This is a genomic window from Frigidibacter albus (genome assembly GCF_009908165.1).
Taxonomy (GTDB): domain Bacteria; phylum Pseudomonadota; class Alphaproteobacteria; order Rhodobacterales; family Rhodobacteraceae; genus Frigidibacter; species Frigidibacter albus.
In genome coordinates, this window is sequence record NZ_JAAAUC010000007.1 from 113,131 (window position 1) to 130,493 (window position 17,363).

At 69.1% G+C, this 17,363-nt stretch carries 17 protein-coding genes and 1 tRNA gene; 13 read left to right on the top strand and 5 right to left on the bottom strand.

Annotation, left to right across the window (positions count from 1 at the left end; all coding sequences use genetic code 11):
- Positions 1–75 precede the first annotated feature (75 nt).
- From pgi to zwf, 3 genes are read right to left on the bottom strand one after another with little or no spacing between them, the layout of a single operon-like run.
- The gene (gene pgi / locus GVY41_RS12210; RefSeq protein ID WP_161346872.1) at positions 76–1,680 is read right to left on the bottom strand and encodes a glucose-6-phosphate isomerase; all 1,605 of its coding nucleotides are present in this window, start codon (positions 1,678–1,680) and stop codon (positions 76–78) included.
- 31 nt (positions 1,681–1,711) lie between these two features.
- On the bottom strand, positions 1,712–2,383 hold the full coding sequence (gene pgl / locus GVY41_RS12215) for a 6-phosphogluconolactonase (RefSeq protein WP_161346870.1): 672 nt from the start codon (positions 2,381–2,383) through the stop codon (positions 1,712–1,714).
- A complete protein-coding gene (zwf, locus tag GVY41_RS12220; RefSeq protein ID WP_161346868.1) occupies positions 2,380–3,837 on the bottom strand; it encodes a glucose-6-phosphate dehydrogenase in 1,458 nt (485 codons plus the stop codon). Before zwf ends, pgl begins: the two co-directional genes overlap by 4 nt.
- 221 nt (positions 3,838–4,058) lie before the next feature.
- Between zwf and GVY41_RS12225 the strand changes: the two genes are divergently transcribed.
- Positions 4,059–5,012: a radical SAM protein gene (locus tag GVY41_RS12225; RefSeq protein ID WP_161346865.1), complete on the top strand. Its 954-nt coding sequence runs from the start codon at positions 4,059–4,061 to the stop codon at positions 5,010–5,012.
- Between the two features lie 75 nt (positions 5,013–5,087).
- On the opposite strand, the gene GVY41_RS12230 is transcribed toward GVY41_RS12225, so the two are convergent.
- Positions 5,088–5,846, bottom strand: a complete 759-nt coding sequence (locus GVY41_RS12230) for a GNAT family N-acetyltransferase (RefSeq protein WP_161346864.1) — start codon at positions 5,844–5,846, stop codon at positions 5,088–5,090.
- 123 nt (positions 5,847–5,969) lie between these two features.
- On the opposite strand from GVY41_RS12230, the gene msrB reads away from it, so the two are divergent.
- A complete protein-coding gene (gene msrB, locus GVY41_RS12235; RefSeq protein WP_161346861.1) occupies positions 5,970–6,371 on the top strand; it encodes a peptide-methionine (R)-S-oxide reductase MsrB in 402 nt (133 codons plus the stop codon).
- A 25-nt stretch (positions 6,372–6,396) separates the two neighbouring features.
- Here msrB and GVY41_RS12240 read toward each other — a convergent pair whose 3' ends face one another.
- The gene (locus tag GVY41_RS12240; protein WP_229726047.1) at positions 6,397–6,864 is read right to left on the bottom strand and encodes an outer membrane protein assembly factor BamE; all 468 of its coding nucleotides are present in this window, start codon (positions 6,862–6,864) and stop codon (positions 6,397–6,399) included.
- Between the two features lie 246 nt (positions 6,865–7,110).
- Between GVY41_RS12240 and GVY41_RS12245 the strand changes: the two genes are divergently transcribed.
- The 11 genes from GVY41_RS12245 to GVY41_RS12295 all read left to right on the top strand — a co-directional run bounded on the left by GVY41_RS12245 (position 7,111) and on the right by GVY41_RS12295 (position 17,276).
- Positions 7,111–7,698 carry a YceD family protein gene (locus tag GVY41_RS12245; RefSeq protein ID WP_161656900.1) on the top strand — a complete coding sequence of 196 codons (588 nt, stop codon included), beginning with the start codon at positions 7,111–7,113 and terminating at the stop codon, positions 7,696–7,698.
- A 490-nt stretch (positions 7,699–8,188) separates the two neighbouring features.
- Positions 8,189–8,395, top strand: coding sequence for a 50S ribosomal protein L32 (gene rpmF / locus GVY41_RS12250; protein WP_161346859.1), 207 nt, complete (start codon positions 8,189–8,191; stop codon positions 8,393–8,395).
- 30 nt (positions 8,396–8,425) lie between these two features.
- Positions 8,426–9,616, top strand: coding sequence for a phosphate acyltransferase PlsX (gene plsX / locus GVY41_RS12255; RefSeq protein WP_161346857.1), 1,191 nt, complete (start codon positions 8,426–8,428; stop codon positions 9,614–9,616).
- Positions 9,613–10,590: a beta-ketoacyl-ACP synthase III gene (locus GVY41_RS12260; RefSeq protein WP_161346855.1), complete on the top strand. Its 978-nt coding sequence runs from the start codon at positions 9,613–9,615 to the stop codon at positions 10,588–10,590. Before plsX ends, GVY41_RS12260 begins: the two co-directional genes overlap by 4 nt.
- Positions 10,591–10,926: 336 nt before the next feature.
- Positions 10,927–11,229 (top strand): integration host factor subunit alpha, encoded by a 303-nt coding sequence (ihfA, locus tag GVY41_RS12265; protein ID WP_161346853.1) that lies wholly within the window; start codon positions 10,927–10,929, stop codon positions 11,227–11,229.
- 119 nt (positions 11,230–11,348) lie between these two features.
- Positions 11,349–12,227: a MerR family transcriptional regulator gene (locus tag GVY41_RS20380; RefSeq protein WP_229726048.1), complete on the top strand. Its 879-nt coding sequence runs from the start codon at positions 11,349–11,351 to the stop codon at positions 12,225–12,227.
- A 104-nt stretch (positions 12,228–12,331) separates the two neighbouring features.
- A tRNA-Pro gene (locus tag GVY41_RS12275) sits at positions 12,332–12,409 on the top strand.
- Between the two features lie 59 nt (positions 12,410–12,468).
- A complete protein-coding gene (locus GVY41_RS12280; protein WP_161346851.1) occupies positions 12,469–13,551 on the top strand; it encodes a 2'-deoxycytidine 5'-triphosphate deaminase in 1,083 nt (360 codons plus the stop codon).
- A 102-nt stretch (positions 13,552–13,653) separates the two neighbouring features.
- Positions 13,654–15,696, top strand: a complete 2,043-nt coding sequence (locus GVY41_RS12285) for an ASKHA domain-containing protein (protein WP_161346849.1) — start codon at positions 13,654–13,656, stop codon at positions 15,694–15,696.
- A gap of 307 nt (positions 15,697–16,003) precedes the next feature.
- Positions 16,004–16,600: a sigma-70 family RNA polymerase sigma factor gene (locus GVY41_RS12290; protein ID WP_161346847.1), complete on the top strand. Its 597-nt coding sequence runs from the start codon at positions 16,004–16,006 to the stop codon at positions 16,598–16,600.
- Positions 16,601–16,607: 7 nt separating this feature from the next.
- Positions 16,608–17,276 carry an anti-sigma factor gene (locus GVY41_RS12295; protein WP_161346845.1) on the top strand — a complete coding sequence of 223 codons (669 nt, stop codon included), beginning with the start codon at positions 16,608–16,610 and terminating at the stop codon, positions 17,274–17,276.
- The last annotated feature ends 87 nt before the right edge of the window (positions 17,277–17,363 follow it).

A 17,363-nucleotide genomic window follows, 5' to 3' on the forward strand; every position in this document is an offset into this window, starting at 1 on the left:
CCCTTCTTGCTGGCGGAAATATCCCGGGGGTGAATTGCGCCAAAGGCGCAAGAGGGGGCAGCGCCCCCCCCTGTTTCACCGGCCCCGCATGAACTCCACCAGCATCCTTGTGGAACCGTCCTTGCCCGCGCCGTCCGCCTGCCCCTCCAGCACCGGCTGCAAGGCCAGCGCCAGTTCCTTGCCAAGCTCCACCCCCCATTGGTCATAGGAGTTGATGCCGAGGATCACGCCCTCGACGAACACCCGGTGTTCATAGAGCGCGATGATCTGCCCCAGCACGAAGGGCGTCAGCTTGCGGTAGGCCAGCGTGGTCGAGGGGCGGTTGCCGGGGAACACCCGGTGGCGCGCCTGCCGGTCCTGCTCGGGCCCGGTCAGGCCCTTCGCCGCCATCATCTCACGCGCCACCTCCAGCGAGCGGCCGCGCAACAGCGCCTCGGATTGCGCGAGGCAGTTGGCGATCAGCAGGCGGTGCTGGTGGGCGAGGTCGGGCTCATGGCCTTCCGCGGCCAGCAGGAACTCGCAAGGCACGACCCGGGTGCCCTGATGGATCAGCTGGTAGAAGGCGTGCTGGCCATTGGTGCCGGGCTCGCCCCAGACCACGGGGCCGGAGTCGAGGATCAGGTCCGACCCGTCCATCGCCACGCGCTTGCCATTCGATTCCATTTCCAGCTGCTGCAGATAGGCCGGCAGCCGCGACAGGCGCTGATCATAGGGCAGCACCGCGCGGGTGGTGTAGCCGCAGACCTGCGCGTGCCAGATGCCGACCAGCGCCAGCAGCACCGGCAGGTTCTGCGCCAGGGGTGCGGTGCGGAAATGCGCGTCCATGTCGGCACCGCCGGCAAGGAAGGCGTCGAACTCCTCGGGCCCCACCGCCAGCATCACGGCGAGCCCGATCGGCCCCCACATCGAATAGCGCCCGCCGACCCAATCCTCGAAGCCGAACACCCGTTCCGGCGCGATGCCGAAGGCGGCGGTCTTCTCGGCGGCGGTAGAGACGGCGGCGAACTGCGCCGCGGGGTCGGTGACCTTTTCCGCCATCCAGCGGCGGGCGGTCTCGGCATTGGTCATCGTCTCGATGGTGGTGAAGGTCTTCGACGCGATGAGAACCAGCGTCGTTTCGCGGTTCAGCCCCTTCAAAACGTCATGGATATGCGCGCCATCGACGTTCGAGACGTAATGCACCCGCGGCCCGTCATGGTATGGGGCCAGCGCCAGCGTCGCCATCACCGGGCCAAGGTCGGACCCGCCGATGCCGATATTCACCACATCGGTGATCGCCCCGCCCTGCCCGGTGAAGCGGCCCCCGCGCACATCGCGGGCGAAGTCCTGCATCCGCGCATGGGTGGCGCGCAGGGCCGGCATCACGTCCTGCCCGTCCACGCTCACGCTGCCAGACAAGTTCCGCAGCGCCGTGTGCAGCACCGCCCGCCCCTCGGTCTCGTTGATCTTCGCGCCCGAGAACATCGCGTCCCGCCGCGCCTCGACGCCGCCCGCCAGCGACAGCAGCAGCGCCAGCGCCTCGGCGTCGATATTGGTCTTCGAGAAATCCAACAGCATCTCGCCGCCGTCCGAGGCGGTGCGGGCGGAAAACTCCGTGGCGCGGGCATCGTCGAACAGCGAAAGGATCGCGCGATCCTTCACTGCCTCCTGGTGGCGTTTCAGCTCGTCCCAGATGGTCATGCTCTCTCCGATCGGCAGATTTTCAGGCGGCTCAGGCGGCCCAGTGAACGGTCGCGTTGGCAAGGACCGCCCGGACGGGCGCTTCCTCGGGCGGCAATGCACGCGCAGAATCAAGCGCCGCGCGCTTCTCGTCTCCGGTGATCAGGATATGGATGCGCATCGCGCCTGCAAGCACCCTTGCCGACAGGGTCACCCGCGGCTCGCACGCGGCATCCGCCCGCATCGGCAGCAGGATTGGCGCATCGGCGGCCAGCGCCTCGGCCAGACGGTCGGCGCCGGGGAAGAGGCTGGCGATATGGCGGTCGGCGCCCATCCCCAGCAGCAACACGGAAATCGGCAGATGTGGCTCGATGGCCGCAGCCAGATCCGGGATTGCCTCTTCCGGCGTCTCGGTCGGCGCATAAAGTGGCAGATAGCGCGCCGCCGCCGCCCGCTCCACCAGCAGCCGACGGCGCAGCAGCCCGGCGTTGGACCGCTCGGAGCTTTCCGGCACCCAACGCTCGTCGTTCAGCAGCACCGTCACCCGCTCCCAGTCCAGCCGCGAGGCCGACATGAGGTCGAAGACCGGTCCCGGCGTGGTGCCGCCCGGCACGCAGAGTGTGGCGCCGTCCTCCATGCGCAGCGTCTCGCCCAGTTCCGAGGACAGGCGGTCGGCCAATCCCATGAACATGGCCTCGCGGTCGGGGTATTCGACGAATTTCATTCCTTGATCTCCCTCCAGCGCCGGCTGTCGCGGTGCAGCAGCATCAGCGCATCCTCGGGCCCCGAGGAGCCCGGATCATAGCCTTGCGGGCGGTCGCCCCGCGCCTCCCATCCGGCGATGATCGGGTCGGTCCAGGCCCAGGCGGCCTCCACCTCATCGCCGCGCATGAACAGGGTCTGGTTGCCGCGGATCACATCCATGATCAGCCGCTCATAGGCATCGGGGATATCGGCCCCATTCTCGCCGAGGGCCTCGGCAAAGCTCATGTCCAGCGGCACCTGAACCAGACGCATCCCGCCCGGCCCGGGTTCCTTGATCATCACCTTGAGGTTCATGCCCTCGTTGGGTTGCAGGCGGATCACCAGCTGGTTCTCGCGCCAGTCGCCTCCCGCCTCGTCAAAGATCGAATGCGGCGGTTCCTTGAAGGTGATGGCGATTTCCGACGCGCGGGCCCGAAGCCGCTTGCCGGTGCGCAGGTAGAAAGGCGTGCCTTTCCAGCGCCAGTTCGCCACATGCACGCGCAGCGCGATATAGCTTTCGGTGCGGCTGGCGGGGTTCTCGGCATCTTCCAGATAGCCCGGCTCGCCCTGATGGGCCCGGTACTGGCCGCGCACCAGATCATCGGGGCCGATCGGGTCCAGCGCGCGGATCACCTTCAGCTTTTCATCGCGCACCGCGTCGGGGTCGAAGTGATAGGGCGGCTCCATCGCGATCAGGCACAGCAGCTGCATCAGGTGATTCTGCACCATGTCGCGCATCGCGCCCGACTTGTCATAATAGCTGCCACGCCCGCCGACGCCGACGGTTTCGGCGACGGTGATCTGCACGTGATCGACGTATTGCGAATTCCACAGCGGCTCGAACAGGATATTGGCAAAGCGCACCGCCATCAGGTTCTGCACGGTTTCCTTGCCGAGGTAATGGTCGATCCGATAGATCTGGCTTTCGTGAAAATGCGCGGCCAGCGTTGCGTTCAGCGCGCGGGCCGAGGCCAGATCGCGGCCGAAGGGTTTTTCCAGCACGATGCGGCTGGTCGCGTCGGCGATGCCATGCTGGTGCAGGCGTTCGGCCAGATCGCCGAACAGCGCGGGCGCCACCGACAGGTAGAAGGCGCGGATGCGCCCTGGCTCCATCTTCTCCGCCAGTTGCTGCCAGCCATCGGTGCCACGGGCATCGACGGGCACATAGCTGAGCCGTTGCAGGAAGGCCTCGATTATCTTGGGATCAGAGCGCTTGCCGCCTACAAATTCCGCAATCGCCTCGGCCACCAGCGCGCGAAAGCTCTCGTCGTTCAGATCGGACCGGGCGGCGCCGATGATCCGCGCCTCCTCGGGCATCTGCCCGTCATGAAAGCGGCGATAGAGCCCCGGCAGGATCTTGCGCCGGGCAAGATCGCCCGTCGCCCCGAACAGGACGAGGTCGAAGGGATCGACCGGAATGACGCGAGAAACCATGCTGCCCTGCCTGTGCTTGCCGTCTGTGCTTGCCGTGTCGGCCGCGCCGTGCGGCCCGGGCCTGCCGCCCTGATAGCGCTAACGGCGCCTGTTTACCGGGCCGCGCAGGCCAAGTCTAGCATCGCTTGGCGCTGCCGCCTACTGCGACGCAGCAATCCGATTGCGGGTTTCCGCCGTATCTGCACAGGGTTACCCTTGCCCCAAAGCCACAGGAGACAGCGATGGACCTCGCCGCGCGCCCCGCAGCCAATATCGGCAAGTTCCGCGACCCTGCCGTGACAGCAGGCGGAGAGCCGCGCGCCACCGTGGCGCTGACCCGGGCCGAGACGCTGTGGTTCAACACCGGCACCCTGTGCAACATCGCCTGCAGCCATTGCTACATCGAAAGCTCGCCCGCCAATGACCGGCTGGTCTATCTGACGGTTCCCGAGGTGGAGCGGTTTCTGGACGAGGCAGAGGGCCTAGGCTGGCCACTGCTGGAGGCGGGATTTACAGGGGGCGAGCCGTTCCTGAACCCCGAGATGCCGGGAATGGCGCGCGCGGCGCTGGCGCGCGGGCTGCGGGTGCTGATCCTGACCAATGCCATGCTGCCGATGCAGCGCCCGGGAGTGAAGGCGGCGCTGCTGGACCTGCAGCGCGCCTATCCCGGCCAGATGACCCTGCGCATCTCGCTCGACCATTTCGACGCCGCCCGCCATGACGAGGAACGCGGGGCGGGCAGCTTTGCGCGGTCCCTGGCCGGGATGGACTGGCTGTCGGCGGAGGGATTTGCCATGTCCGTCGCGGGCCGGCAGCTGTGGGGCGAGCCGGAGCCCGAGCTGCGGGCGGGCTTCGCCGCCCTCTTCGCCGCGCGGGGCTATCCGATTCTGGCCGCGGACCCCGCCCAACTGGTGATCTTCCCCGAAATGGACGCCGCCGCCGAGGTGCCGGAAATCACCACCGCCTGCTGGGGCATCCTGAACAAGCGCCCGGACAGCGTGATGTGCGCCTCCTCGCGCATGGTGGTGCGCCGCCGCGGCTCTGACGCGGCCACCGTCACCGCCTGCACCCTGCTGCCCTATGAGGCCGAGTTCGACCTTGGGCCGACGCTGGCGGGGGCGGCGGGCCCCGTGGCGCTGAACCATCCCCATTGCGCGAAGTTCTGCGTGCTTGGCGGGGCGAGCTGCTCGGGCTGAGGGCGCAAGAGGGGGCGCTGCCCCCGCCCTGCGGGCTCCCCCGGGATATTTGGAAAAGGCAAAGGCGGGCGGGGTTCAGCCCGCCACCCCCCGCAGCAGCCGCGCCCGCGCCGGCGGGATCGCGCGGATTTCCAGCCCGGTGAACACATGCAGGGTGTTCAGGTCACGGTCCACCACCGCGTGATCGCTGACCCAGCCGCCCATCATCAGATAGGTGCGCAGCAGGGGCGGCATCCCCAGCATGGCGCGCTTGGCATCTGGCTTGCGGCGGCGCAGGCGCTGCGCGAAGCGGAAGACGTTGGGCGCCTTCACCCGCGGCAGCCAGCGCTTGGGGGCCAGGTGGCGATCCTTGAGCATGGCGAGCGCATCCAGATGCGCTTCGGTCTCGGCGCCCATGAAGGACGAGCAGCCGAACAGCATCTCCACCCCCTCCTCATCGACATAGCGGGTCATCGCGCCCCAGGCGACGCGCAGGATGTCGGGGTCGTGCCAGGCGGGGTGGATGCAGAAGCGGCCCATCTCGACCATCGGACCGTCGAAAGCGCGCAGGGCCGACAGCTCGTAGAACTGCGCCGAATAGCTGCGCCCGATCTCGTCGCCGCGCGCCAGCGGCAGCAGGCGGAAGCAGCAGACCAGCGTACCGGAGCGGACCTCCTCGACCAGCACATGACGGCAGACCGCATCGAAGGCGTCGGCATCGCGGCCCATCGGCGCCTCGCCGGCCAGCCCTCGATTGGCGACGAAGGCCAGCCAGCGCAATCCTTGCGCGCGGGCCAGATCCTCGGGCGTTTCGGCGAAGCGGGCCTGGTAGCGGCCCCGGCGCAGCGACAACATCTGGTGCGTCCTTCACAACTGCGGCCATCACGGCTTCTGGCGCGGCAGCGCCCCGGCCTGTGGGATCTGCCCTTGAATCCCCATATACACCATCTGACCCAACCGCGCGAAGAAAGGCAGCCTATGGCCCCCAAAATCCAGAAATCCGATGCAGAATGGCGCGAGCAGCTGTCCGAGAGTGCCTACCGCGTGACCCGGCTGGCCGGGACCGAACGCCCGTTCAGCCATCCGGGCTTTGCGCCCGGGCCCGGCACCTTCCTGTGTACCTGCTGCGGCGAGCCGCTGTTCACCAAGGACACGAAGTTCGATTCGGGCTGCGGCTGGCCGTCCTTCACCGCGCCGCTGAAGGGCGAGGCGGTCGAGGAGCATGTCGATACCACACACGGGATGCGCCGGACCGAGGTGACCTGTTCCAGCTGCGGCGCGCATCTGGGGCATGTGTTCCCCGATGGCCCGCCCGAAGCAGGGGGCCTGCGCTATTGCATCAACGGCGTGGCGCTGGACTTCGAACAGGAAGAGGGCTGAGCCCTCCCGGCACCGGGACGCGGGATCAGTTGAGGAACTGGCCCGCGTTCACGTTGCCGATGCTGCCCAGAAGCTGGCCAAGGAAGGTCACGCCCTTGATGTTGCTGTCGGTGACGCGGCGCGACAGCGTGACGACGCGGCCATCCTCCAGCCCGAAGCGCTCGATATTCTGCACGACGCCGCCTTCGTTGAAGCTGATGGCGACAACCTCGCGGCTGATCTCCTGCGGCTTTCTCAAGCCAAGCTCGCGCCAGCGGCTGCCGACGTAATACCAGCCGCCATCCTCCAGCACCCCGGCCGAAGACGGGCGGCCGATGAAATCGCCCACCGTGTCGCGGGTGTCCTGACCCACGACCAGCATGGCCAGATCGCTGTCCGAGGGCACATAGCCGTGGCTGCGATAGATCGGCTGGCAGGCGGCAAGCGCGCCGATTGCCAGCACGAGCCACAGATTGCGCGCCATCCGCCTGACGATCCGTCCGATACCGACCATGTCGCTCCTGCCCCTCGCCTTCCGGCCCAGTTCCCGGCCCGTTCGTAGCAACTGCGCGGCGCACCCGGTCCTGCCGCCGGGTTTGCACCCCGCATCAGGTCCGGCCCTTGCCATGCCGGCACTTGCCTCCTAAGCGGCTTACAACAAGGATGGCCCTGTCTTCAAGCCGTCCCGCGACTTGGGGGGACCTTGGCCCCCGCTGCGGGGTGCGGCACGGCAGCCACAGACTGATGAGGAGACCCGACGATGCAAGACCGATCCCCGATGACACCCCCCGCGAACATGCCCTGGTCGCACGCCTTCCGCGTGGCAGACCTCGCCTCGCGCAAGCCGACCCGCTTTGCGCTGGCGCTGGACGCGGAGGCGCTGGCGGCCTTGGCGGCGGATCTGGGCCTGCTGGAGGTACGCAAGCTGACCTTCAAGGGCGAGCTGGTGCCCAAGGGCCGCCATGACTGGGAGCTGACTGCGAGACTGGGCGCCAGCGTGGTGCAGGCCTGCATCGTGACGCTGGCCCCGGTGCAGACCCGCATCGACGAGGATGTGAAGCGCCGCTACCTCGCCGACATGCCGCAGATCGAAGCCGATGAGGTCGAGATGTCCGAAGATGACACCGTCGAGCCCCTGCCCCAGGTGATCGACGCCGGCGCGGTGATGGCCGAGGCGCTGACCCTGGCGTTGCCGCTCTACCCCCGCGCGCCGGGGGCCGATCTGGGCGCGGTGCAGGGCACCCCGCCGGGGGCCGAGCCGATCGTGGAGGAGAAGCTGCGGCCCTTCGCCGGGCTGGCGGATCTTCTGAAGCAGCGCGGCGAGGGCGAGAAGAAAGACGACGAGTGACCTGACTAGCAGCGCCTCAGGCCGGGATATTGCCGCCCTGATGTCTGGCGAAGGCCATCGCCTTCGCCACGCACCGCAATATGCCATTGCACCCGACGAGCCCCCAAAGGGCCCGGCCAGCGCCCGCCCCGCCCTTGGCGGGCGCTTCCTGCCCACCAGGTCGGGCGCTGCCCCCCCCCGGGTCTGGTGTTGCCAGCGGCACCGGGTGAGCCGGCCGCACGGGCGGGGCGAGGCAGTGCCTCGCCTGTTTCCGCCCGAACCCAAGGCCCGCAATTTGTGCGGGACAGGACTTCCACCCCCTTCAACCGGGCTCTGGACGCGCCCTGCGCAGCGCGGTAACACCCACCCAGAAAAGACTTGCGCAGGCAGGGAATCCGAGTATGTTCCCGGCCTCATTCACGAAACGGGTTCACCCCCCGTGCCAGTTGGCATGACGGTGCGAAACCCAAGCAAAAACGGGGGCTTGCCCCCTCGAACCTGAGGTCGAGATATGGCTGTCCCCCAGAACCGAGTCACGCGGTCCCGCCGCAACATGCGCCGCGCCCACGATGCCCTGGTCGCCGCGAACCCTGCCGAATGCCCGAGCTGCGGCGAGCTGAAGCGCCCGCACCACGTTTGCGCCTCCTGTGGCACCTATGACAGCCGCGAAGTCGTGGCGCAGGCTGCCGAGGTCGATCTGGACGAAGACGCGGCGTAAGCCGGTCTTTTGGCGCGCTGGCCGCGGATGATGTCGCAACCCACAGGAACGACCAGCGTCCGCGCCGCCGAAGCCGAGGCAGGCTCCGCCAGCGGAGCCGCATCCGGGCGCGTCCCGGGACGGATCGTGATCTCTGTCGATGCAATGGGCGGGGACCGCGGCGCTGCTGCCGTGGTCGCCGGCATCGTGCGCTCTGCCGAGAAGAACCCCGACATCGCTTTCATCGTGCATGGCCCGGAACCGGAGCTGAGCAAGCTTCTGGCGCGCCACCGCCATCTGCAGGATCGCTGCGAGATTCGTCATGCCGAGGGCGTGGTGAAGATGTCCGACAAGCCCAGCCAGGTGATGCGCCACGGCGAGGGCACCTCGATGTGGTCCACCGTCGAAAGCGTCAAGCGCGGCGAGGCGACGGTTGCGGTGTCCTGCGGCAATACCGGCGCGCTGATGGCGCTGTCGATGATCCGCCTGCGCAAGCTGCCCGGCGTCAACCGCCCCGCAATCGCCTGCCTCTGGCCCTCGCGCAATCCCCAAGGCTTCAACGTGATGCTGGACGTCGGCGCCGACATCAAGGCCGATGCCGAGGACCTGCTGCAATATGCGCTGATGGGCGCCTCCTATGCCCGCAACGGGCTGGGGCTGGTGCGGCCCCGCGTCGGGCTGCTGAATGTCGGCACCGAAGAGCACAAGGGCCGGGCGGAACTGAAGCTGGCCCATGACCTGATCGGCGCGGCGACCGAGGCCGGTGCCTTCGACTATGTCGGCTTCGTCGAGGGCGGCGACCTGCCCTCGGACCGGGTTGACGTGATCGTGACCGATGGCTTCACCGGCAACATCGCCCTGAAAACCGGCGAGGGCACCGCCAAGCTGATCTCGGATTTCCTGAAGGAGGCGTTCAACGCCACCTTCCTGTCCAAGATCGCGGCGCTGCTGGCGCTGACCTCGCTCAAGCGCCTGCAAAAGCGCATAGATCCGCGCCGCGTGAATGGCGGCGTGTTCCTCGGCCTCAACGGCACCGTCGTCAAATCGCATGGCTCTGCCGATGCGCTTGGCGTGTCGGCGGCAATCAAGCTGGCCTTCCTTCTGGCGCAATCGGGCTTTCAGGACCGGCTTGCGGCGCGGGTTGCCTCTGCCGGGCAGGCGCGGCAGGATGCCGCCGCGCCGGGCAGCGGCGGCAGCGCCGTGGCTCCGGGGGGAAGCATCTTGAACGGAACAACCGAATGACACAGACGCGCGCCGTGGTCCGGGGCGTCGGGCATTATCTGCCCGACCGCATCATGCCCAACGCCGAGTTTGAACAGCGGCTGGAAACCTCGGACGAGTGGATCCGCAGCCGCACCGGGATCGAGCGGCGGCATATCGCGGCCGAAGGCCAGCTGACCTCGGATCTGGCGATCCGCGCCGCGCAGGCGGCCCTCGCCGATGCCGGGATGGATGCAGACCGCATCGACGCGATCGTGCTGGCCACCTCCACCCCCGACTACACCTTCCCCTCGGTGGCGACGATGGTGCAGGCCGGGCTTGGCATCACCCGCGGTTTTGCCTTCGACGTGCAGGCGGTCTGCGCCGGCTTCGTCTTCGCGCTGGCCAATGCCAATGGCATGATCCTGTCGGGGCAGGCCAAATGCGTGCTGGTGATCGGGGCCGAGACCTTCAGCCGGATCATGGACTGGGATGACCGCGGCACCTGCGTGCTGTTCGGCGACGGCGCCGGCGCGCTGGTGCTGGAGGCCGAAGAAGGCGCGGGCACCTCCGCCGACCGCGGGATCCTGTCGTCGGACCTCAACTCCGACGGGCGCTACAAGGACCTGCTGCATGTCGATGGCGGCGTGTCCAGCACCGGCACCGCCGGCCATCTGCGGATGCAGGGCAATGCCGTCTTCCGCCATGCGGTCGAGAAGCTGGCCTCGACCGCGCATCTCGCGCTGGAAAAGGCCGGGCTGACCGCGGGCGATGTCGACTGGATCGTCCCGCATCAGGCCAACCTGCGCATCATCAGCGCCACCGCGCAGCGCATGCAGGTGCCGATGGAACGCGTGGTGGTCACCGTGCAGGACCATGGCAACACCTCGGCCGCCTCGATCCCTCTGGCGCTGTCGGTCGGCAAGCAGCGCGGCCAGATCCACGAAGGCGACCTGATCGTGACCGAGGCCATCGGCGGCGGCCTCACCTGGGGATCTGTCGTCCTGCGCTGGTGAGCCGACTGCTTCCGGCGCAAGGGGGGCTTTGCGCCCCCCACGCCCTTCGGGCTCCCCCGCAGGATATTTCCGAAAGGCAAAGCAGAGCGGGCCCGCCCCTCTTTGCCTTTTGCAAGTATCCTCGGGGGGTGAATTGGCGCGGCACGCGCCAAGAGGGGGGCAGACGGCCCCCCTTCCTCCCACCGGCGAAACCCCGCCGGCCCGCGCCCGTTCCTCCCCCGATCCCGGGCCTTGCGGGCCTGTTCTGGGCTGGTTGAAGACCCTGCCCCAAGTCATTGATATTGACTCGGAAATCCATCGCCCCCATCCTTGCCGCAAAATATCGGAGGGACTGGCATGGGTGAGAAGACACTGACGCGCATGGATCTGAGCGAGGCGGTGTTCCGCGAGGTGGGGCTGTCGCGCAACGAATCCGCGCAATTGGTGGAATCGGTGCTGCAGCACATGTCCGATGCGCTGGCGCGGGGCGAGCAGGTGAAGATCTCGTCCTTCGGCACCTTCTCGGTGCGCGACAAGGCCGCGCGGGTCGGGCGCAACCCCAAGACCGGGGATGAAGTGCCGATCAGCCCGCGCCGTGTGTTGACCTTCCGGCCGTCGCATCTGATGAAGGATCGCGTGGCGGCGGGCAACCGTAACTGACCGGCCTCGCCCGGGCCGAAGGGGGCGTGATGGAAAACTCCGCCGACACCACGCAAGCCGGGCCTCCTGCCGCGGGCCAAGGCGGAACTTCGACGGACAGGTCCGCGGGCCCCAAATCCGTGACCGCCTTCCGCACGATCAGCGAAGTCTCCGAGATGCTGGAAACCCCTGCCCATGTGCTGCGGTTCTGGGAAAGCCGCTTCCCGCAGGTGCGCCCGGTCAAGCGCGCCGGCGGGCGGCGCTATTACCGCCCCGCCGACGTCGCGCTGCTGGCCGGCATCCGCAAGCTGTTGCACGATGACGGGCTGGCGATCCGCGGCGTGCAGAAGATGCTGCGCGACCACGGGGTGAAGTCGGTAGCCGCGCCGGCAGAGCCGGTTGCTAAAATCCCGGATGCGGAGGAGCTGCTGGACGCCGCCGCCCCGAACGAGGCGGCATCCGGCACCGACGATCTCGGCGGTCTGGCCGATCTGGCCCCCTCGCCCGAAGAACAGGGCGCGTTTGCAAAGGCGGACAAGGCCCTGCAGGCCGATCCGGCGACAGTGGCAACTCCCTCCCCGGATCATCTCGCCGCGGAGGCCGAGGCGCCCGCCTCCATCCAGCCTTCCGGGGCGGCACCCAAAGCGCCGGACGCCGAGGACGCTCTGGAGCCGCCCCTCACCGAGGCAGAGCCGAGGGAAGAACCCGCGCCCGCACCCGACACCTCCCCCGACGATCCCCCCCGCCCCCGGGTGCTGGTGCGGCGTCGGGCTGCGGGGGACCCGCCGGGCCTCTTCTCGCTGATGGACGCACCCGAGCATCCAAGGCCCGCCCCGCCCGCTGCCCATCCCGTGCCAGAGCCGGAGCCGCCCCCAGAGGACGAGGGCCGCCCGCTGGCCGCCCTCCTGCGCGCCGCCGACCCTGCCCGGCTTGCCCCCCATGCCAAGGCCCTGGCCGCGCTCCACGCTCGGCTGGAGGCGATCCGCGCCCGGCGGGACTGCGCTGGCCGGGGCCGCTGAGCCCCGGCAATGCCACAGGCGCACCGTCCCGCCGACATTTCCCGTGACACTGCCGCGATTTGCCGCTTGCGCCCGGCCCAAGCCTCGCACTATATCACCGCCGTCGGGCCGTGGCGCAGCCTGGTTAGCGCGTCCGTCTGGGGGGCGGAAGGTCGTGAGTTCGAATCTCACCGGCCCGACCAACATCGAAACGCCCGTTCCCGCATGGGGGCGGGCGTTCGTGCACCTAGAGGGGGCAGTGATGACCGCGACCGGAGTGCTTCCCGATACCGCCTTGCAGGCGCTGATCGACCAGGGCGCCATCGCGGCAGACCCGGCCGTGATCCCGGCGCAGCTGCAACCCGCCAGCCTTGACCTGCGCCTCGGGGCGACCGCCTACCGCGTCCGCGCCTCGTTTCTTGCGGGGAAAGACCGCCCGGTCGCGGGCCGCATCGCCGAATTCGAGATGCACCGGATGGACCTGTCGGATGGTGCCGTGCTGGAAAAGGGCTGCGTCTATGTCGTGCCGCTGATGGAGCGGCTGGCGCTGCCCGCCGGCATCACCGCCGTCGCCAATGCCAAAAGCTCCACCGGCCGCCTTGACCTGCTGACCCGTGTCATCACCGATGGCGGCGTGGAGTTCGACCGCATTCCCGCCGGCTATACCGGCCCGCTCTACGCCGAGATCTGCCCGCGCTCCTTCTCGGTGCTGGTGCGGCCCGGGATGCGGCTGAACCAGATCCGGTTCCGCGCAGGCCAGGCGCTGCTGGCCGATGCCGAGCTGCGCGCCCTGCATGCCGCCGACCCGCTGGTCAGCGGCACGGCGGTGATCTCCGAAGGGCTCGGCTTCTCGGTTGACCTGCGCCCCGAAGGCACCGACCTCGTCGGCTACCGGGCCAAGCCGCATACCGGCGTCATCGACCTTGACCGTATCGGCCATTACACCCCCCGCGACTTCTGGGAGGAGGTGCGCACCGAGGATGGCAGCATCATCCTCGACCCCGGCGCCTTCTACATCCTCGTCAGCCGCGAGGCGGTGACGATCCCCCCCGCATGCGCCGCCGAGATGGCGCCCTATCTGGCGATGGTCGGCGAATTCCGGGTGCATTACGCCGGCTTCTTCGACCCCGGCTTCGGCCATGCCGCCGCCGGCGGTGTCGGCAGCCGCGGCGTGCTGGAGGTGCGCTGCCACGAGGCGCCCTTCGTGCTGGAACATGGGCAGGTGGTGGGGCGGCTGGTCTATGAGCGCATGGCCTCGGTGCCGGACCGGCTTTATGGGGCCGACCTTGCGTCGAACTATCAGGGCCAGGGGCTGAAGCTCTCCAAGCACTTCCGCCCCGCCTGAAGCCCCCTGTTGCCGCAACCCGCCCCTGCCCTGCCGCGAACAGGCATGGCGCCCCAGCCCGCGCGCCTTAGAACAGGCAGGCGGCAGCCAGCGGAGACATCCATGACCGAGGCCACAGAGGCGCTTGTGATCTTCACCCCCTCGGGCAAGCGCGGGCGCTTTGCCCCGGGCACCACTGTGCTCGCTGCGGCCCGGCAACTGGGGGTGGATCTCGATTCGGTCTGCGGCGGCCGCGGCATCTGCTCCAAATGCCAGATCACGCCCGGCACCGGCGCCTTCCCCAAGCACGGGCTGACCGTCGCGGCGGATGCGCTGAGCGGGTGGAACGCCGTCGAGGAACGCTATCGCCAGAAGCGCGGGCTGATCGAAGGCCGCCGCCTTGGCTGCCAGGCGCATATCCAAAGCGACGTGGTCATCGACGTGCCACCCGAAAGCCAGCTGCACCGGCAGGTGATCCGCAAGTCCGCCTCGGACCGGGTGATGGTGATGGACCCCGCCACCCGCAGCTATTTCGTCGAGGTGGCCGAGCCGAGCATGGATGAGCCGACGGGCGACTTCCAACGCCTCTGCACCGCGCTGTCGGATCAATGGCAGGTGACCGGCCTGGCCCCCGACCTGCATATCCTGCGCAAGCTGCAACCGGCGCTGCGCAAGGGGGACTGGAAGGTCACGGTCGCGGTCAACCGCGGCGCCGATGGCTCGGTGCGCCTTGTGGACATCTGGCCCGGCTTCCGCGAGGCGCCGCTCTGCGGGCTCGCCATCGACCTCGGCTCCACCACCATCGCCGCGCATCTGTGCGACCTGTCGGACGGCCGCGTGCTGGCCTCTTCAGGCGTGATGAACCCTCAGATCCGCTTTGGCGAGGATCTGATGAGCCGCGTCAGCTATGCGATGATGAACCCCGGCGGCGACGTGGAGATGACCCGCGTGGTGCGCGAGGCCATCGACGGGCTGGCGGCGGCGCTGGCCATCGAGGCGGGGCTGACCGGCGCCGATATTGTCGAGGCCGTGGTGGTCTGCAATCCGGTGATGCACCACCTGCTGCTGGGGATCGACCCGGTGGAGCTGGGACAGGCACCCTTCGCGCTCGCCTCCTCCAGCAGCCTGACGCTAGGGGCGGCGGATCTGGGGCTGGCCGCGCTGAACCCCGGCGCGCGGGTGTATCTGCTGCCGCTGATTGCGGGGCATGTCGGCGCCGATGCCGCGGCGGTGGCGCTGGCCGAGGCGCCGGAAACCTCGGACGATCTGGTGCTGATCGTCGATGTCGGCACCAATGCCGAAATCCTTCTGGGCGACCGACGGCAGGTGCTGGCCTGTTCCTCGCCCACCGGCCCGGCCTTCGAGGGCGCGCAGATCAGCGCCGGCCAGCGCGCCGCACCCGGCGCCATCGAGCGGGTGGAGATTGATCTCGTGACGAAAGAGCCGCGCTTCCGCGTCATCGGCTCCGACCTGTGGTCCACCGACGCAGGCTTCGCCGAGGCCACGGCGCAGACCGCCATCACCGGCATCTGCGGATCGGGCATCATCGAGGCGGTGGCCGAGATGCGCATGGCGGGCATCGTCGATGGCTCCGGCCTGATCGGATCCGCCGAACAGACCGGCACCGACCGTTGCGAACCGACCGGGCGCACGCACGCCTATCTGTTGCACGACGCCAGTGCGACGGGCGGCCCCCGGATCAGCGTGACGCAAGGCGACATCCGCGCCATCCAGCTGGCGAAATCCGCGCTCTATGCCGGGGCGCGGCTGCTGATGGACGAGATCGGGGTGGACAAGGTCGACCGCATCGTGCTGGCCGGGGCCTTTGGCGCCCATATCAGCCCCAAGCACGCGATGGTGCTGGGGATGATCCCCGATGCGCCGCTGGACAGGGTCTCCTCCGCCGGAAATGCAGCAGGCACCGGCGCGCGCATCGCGCTGTGTTCCCTCGCCGCCCGTGCCGCCATCGAGGCCACCGTGCAGCGCATCCACAAGGTGGAAACCGCCATCGAGCCGCGCTTCCAGGAGCATTTCGTGGCCGCAAACGCCATCCCGCACGCCACCGCCCCCTTCCCGGAACTGGCGCAGGTCGTCACCCTGCCCGATGTCAGCTTCAACAGCGGCGGCTCCGGTGGCGAGGGCGGGCGGCGGCGGCGGCGGAGCTGAGCAGGCGCCTCCGACGCAGGTGGAGGGCAGCGCCCGTCCGCCGGGTGGGCGAACAACGCTCGTTCTAGGCGCTTTATGGTTCAGCATCTCCCCCAGAATTTCTAGGGGCTGACGTTGCAAAGCGCCCGCCCGGGGGGGCGGACGGGCGCTGCCCGGCGGCGCTGAAGCGCCTTGTTCCGGGCAAGAAGACGGTTTCGACGCGAAGCCCCCCCTTCGGCACATCCCGTTCCCCACCGCTTCCGACCTTGCACCGGCCCGCCCTTCCGCTACCTTGTCCGCAGCCGCGCCCGCGGCGAGGGAGGACTGCATGAGCGAGCTGCGGCCGCAATCCGGCGACCGGCAGGGCCCCTCGGGGGCTGGCGCAGCCGAGCCCGACCCCCTCGCGCCGCTTCTGTCGCGCGTGGCCTCGGGCGACCGCGAGGCATTCCGCCAGCTCTATTCCGCCTCATCCGCGAAACTCTTTGGCACCGCCCTTCGTATGTTGGGGAACAGGGCCGAATCCGAAGAGGCGCTGCAGGAGGTTTTCGTGCGGATCTGGACCCGCGCCCACCGCTATGATGCCGGCCGTGCCCGTGGCATGACCTGGATGATCGCGGTGACGCGCAACCACTGCATCGACCGCCTGCGCGCCCGGCCCGCCCGGACCGAGGATGCCTCGGCGCTGGAGACGCTTGCCGCCCCGGGCCTCTCGCCCGAGGCAAGCGCCATCGCCAGCAGCGAGGCGCGGCGGATTGCCGACTGCTTTGGCCAGTTGGAACCAGACCGGGCGCAGGCGGTGCGCGGCGCCTATCTGGATGGGCTGTCCTACGAGGCGCTGTCGGCCCGTTTCGCGGTGCCGGTGAACACGATGCGGTCCTGGCTGCGGCGGGGCCTGATGAAACTGAAGGACTGCCTGGAGGCATGATCGGGCGATGAACGGCGAGGCGGAGATTCACGAGGGCGATGACGGGCTGGCGGCGGAATACGTCCTTGGCACGCTGCCGCGCGTTGACCGGGCCGCAGCGGCGGCCCGGGCGCGCAGCGATGCCCGCTTTGCCGCCCGCATCGCCGACTGGGAAATCCGCCTCGCCCCGCTCAATGACGGCTTCGCGCCGGTCCGCGCCCCCCGCACGCTCTGGCCGCAGATCGAGGCGCGGATCTTCGGCGCCCCTGCCCCCCGCTCGCGCCTTGGCCGCTGGTCGCTGTTCGCCGGGCTCGGCCTCGGCGCCGGCCTTGCCGCCGCCGTGGTGCTGACCGTGCTGCCGGTGCTGCGCCCGATCCCCGATGCCGTGATCGCCGAGCTGGTGGCCGAGGGCACCGACCTGCGCGTCGCCGCAAGGTTCGAGCCGCGCTTCGGCGTGATCCATGTCACCCGCACCGCCGGCCCCGCCGCCCCCGAGGGCCAGGACTACCAGTTCTGGGTGATCGCCGAGGGCGGCGCCCCGGTCCCGCTTGGCCTGCTGCGCGAGGGCGAGTTGGCGGCGCCCACCGAAGTCCCGCCGGGCACGGTTCTGGCCGTCAGCCTCGAGCCCCTCGGCGGCTCGCCCACCGGGCAGCCGACCGGCCCGATCCTGGTGACGGCGACGATCACGGGCTCGTGATCTCAACACCTGCAACTCCGCCCACGGCCCTCCCGTAACTGCAAGGGTCAGGGCGGGGACGACCTCCGCCCAACACCTCGGAGGACT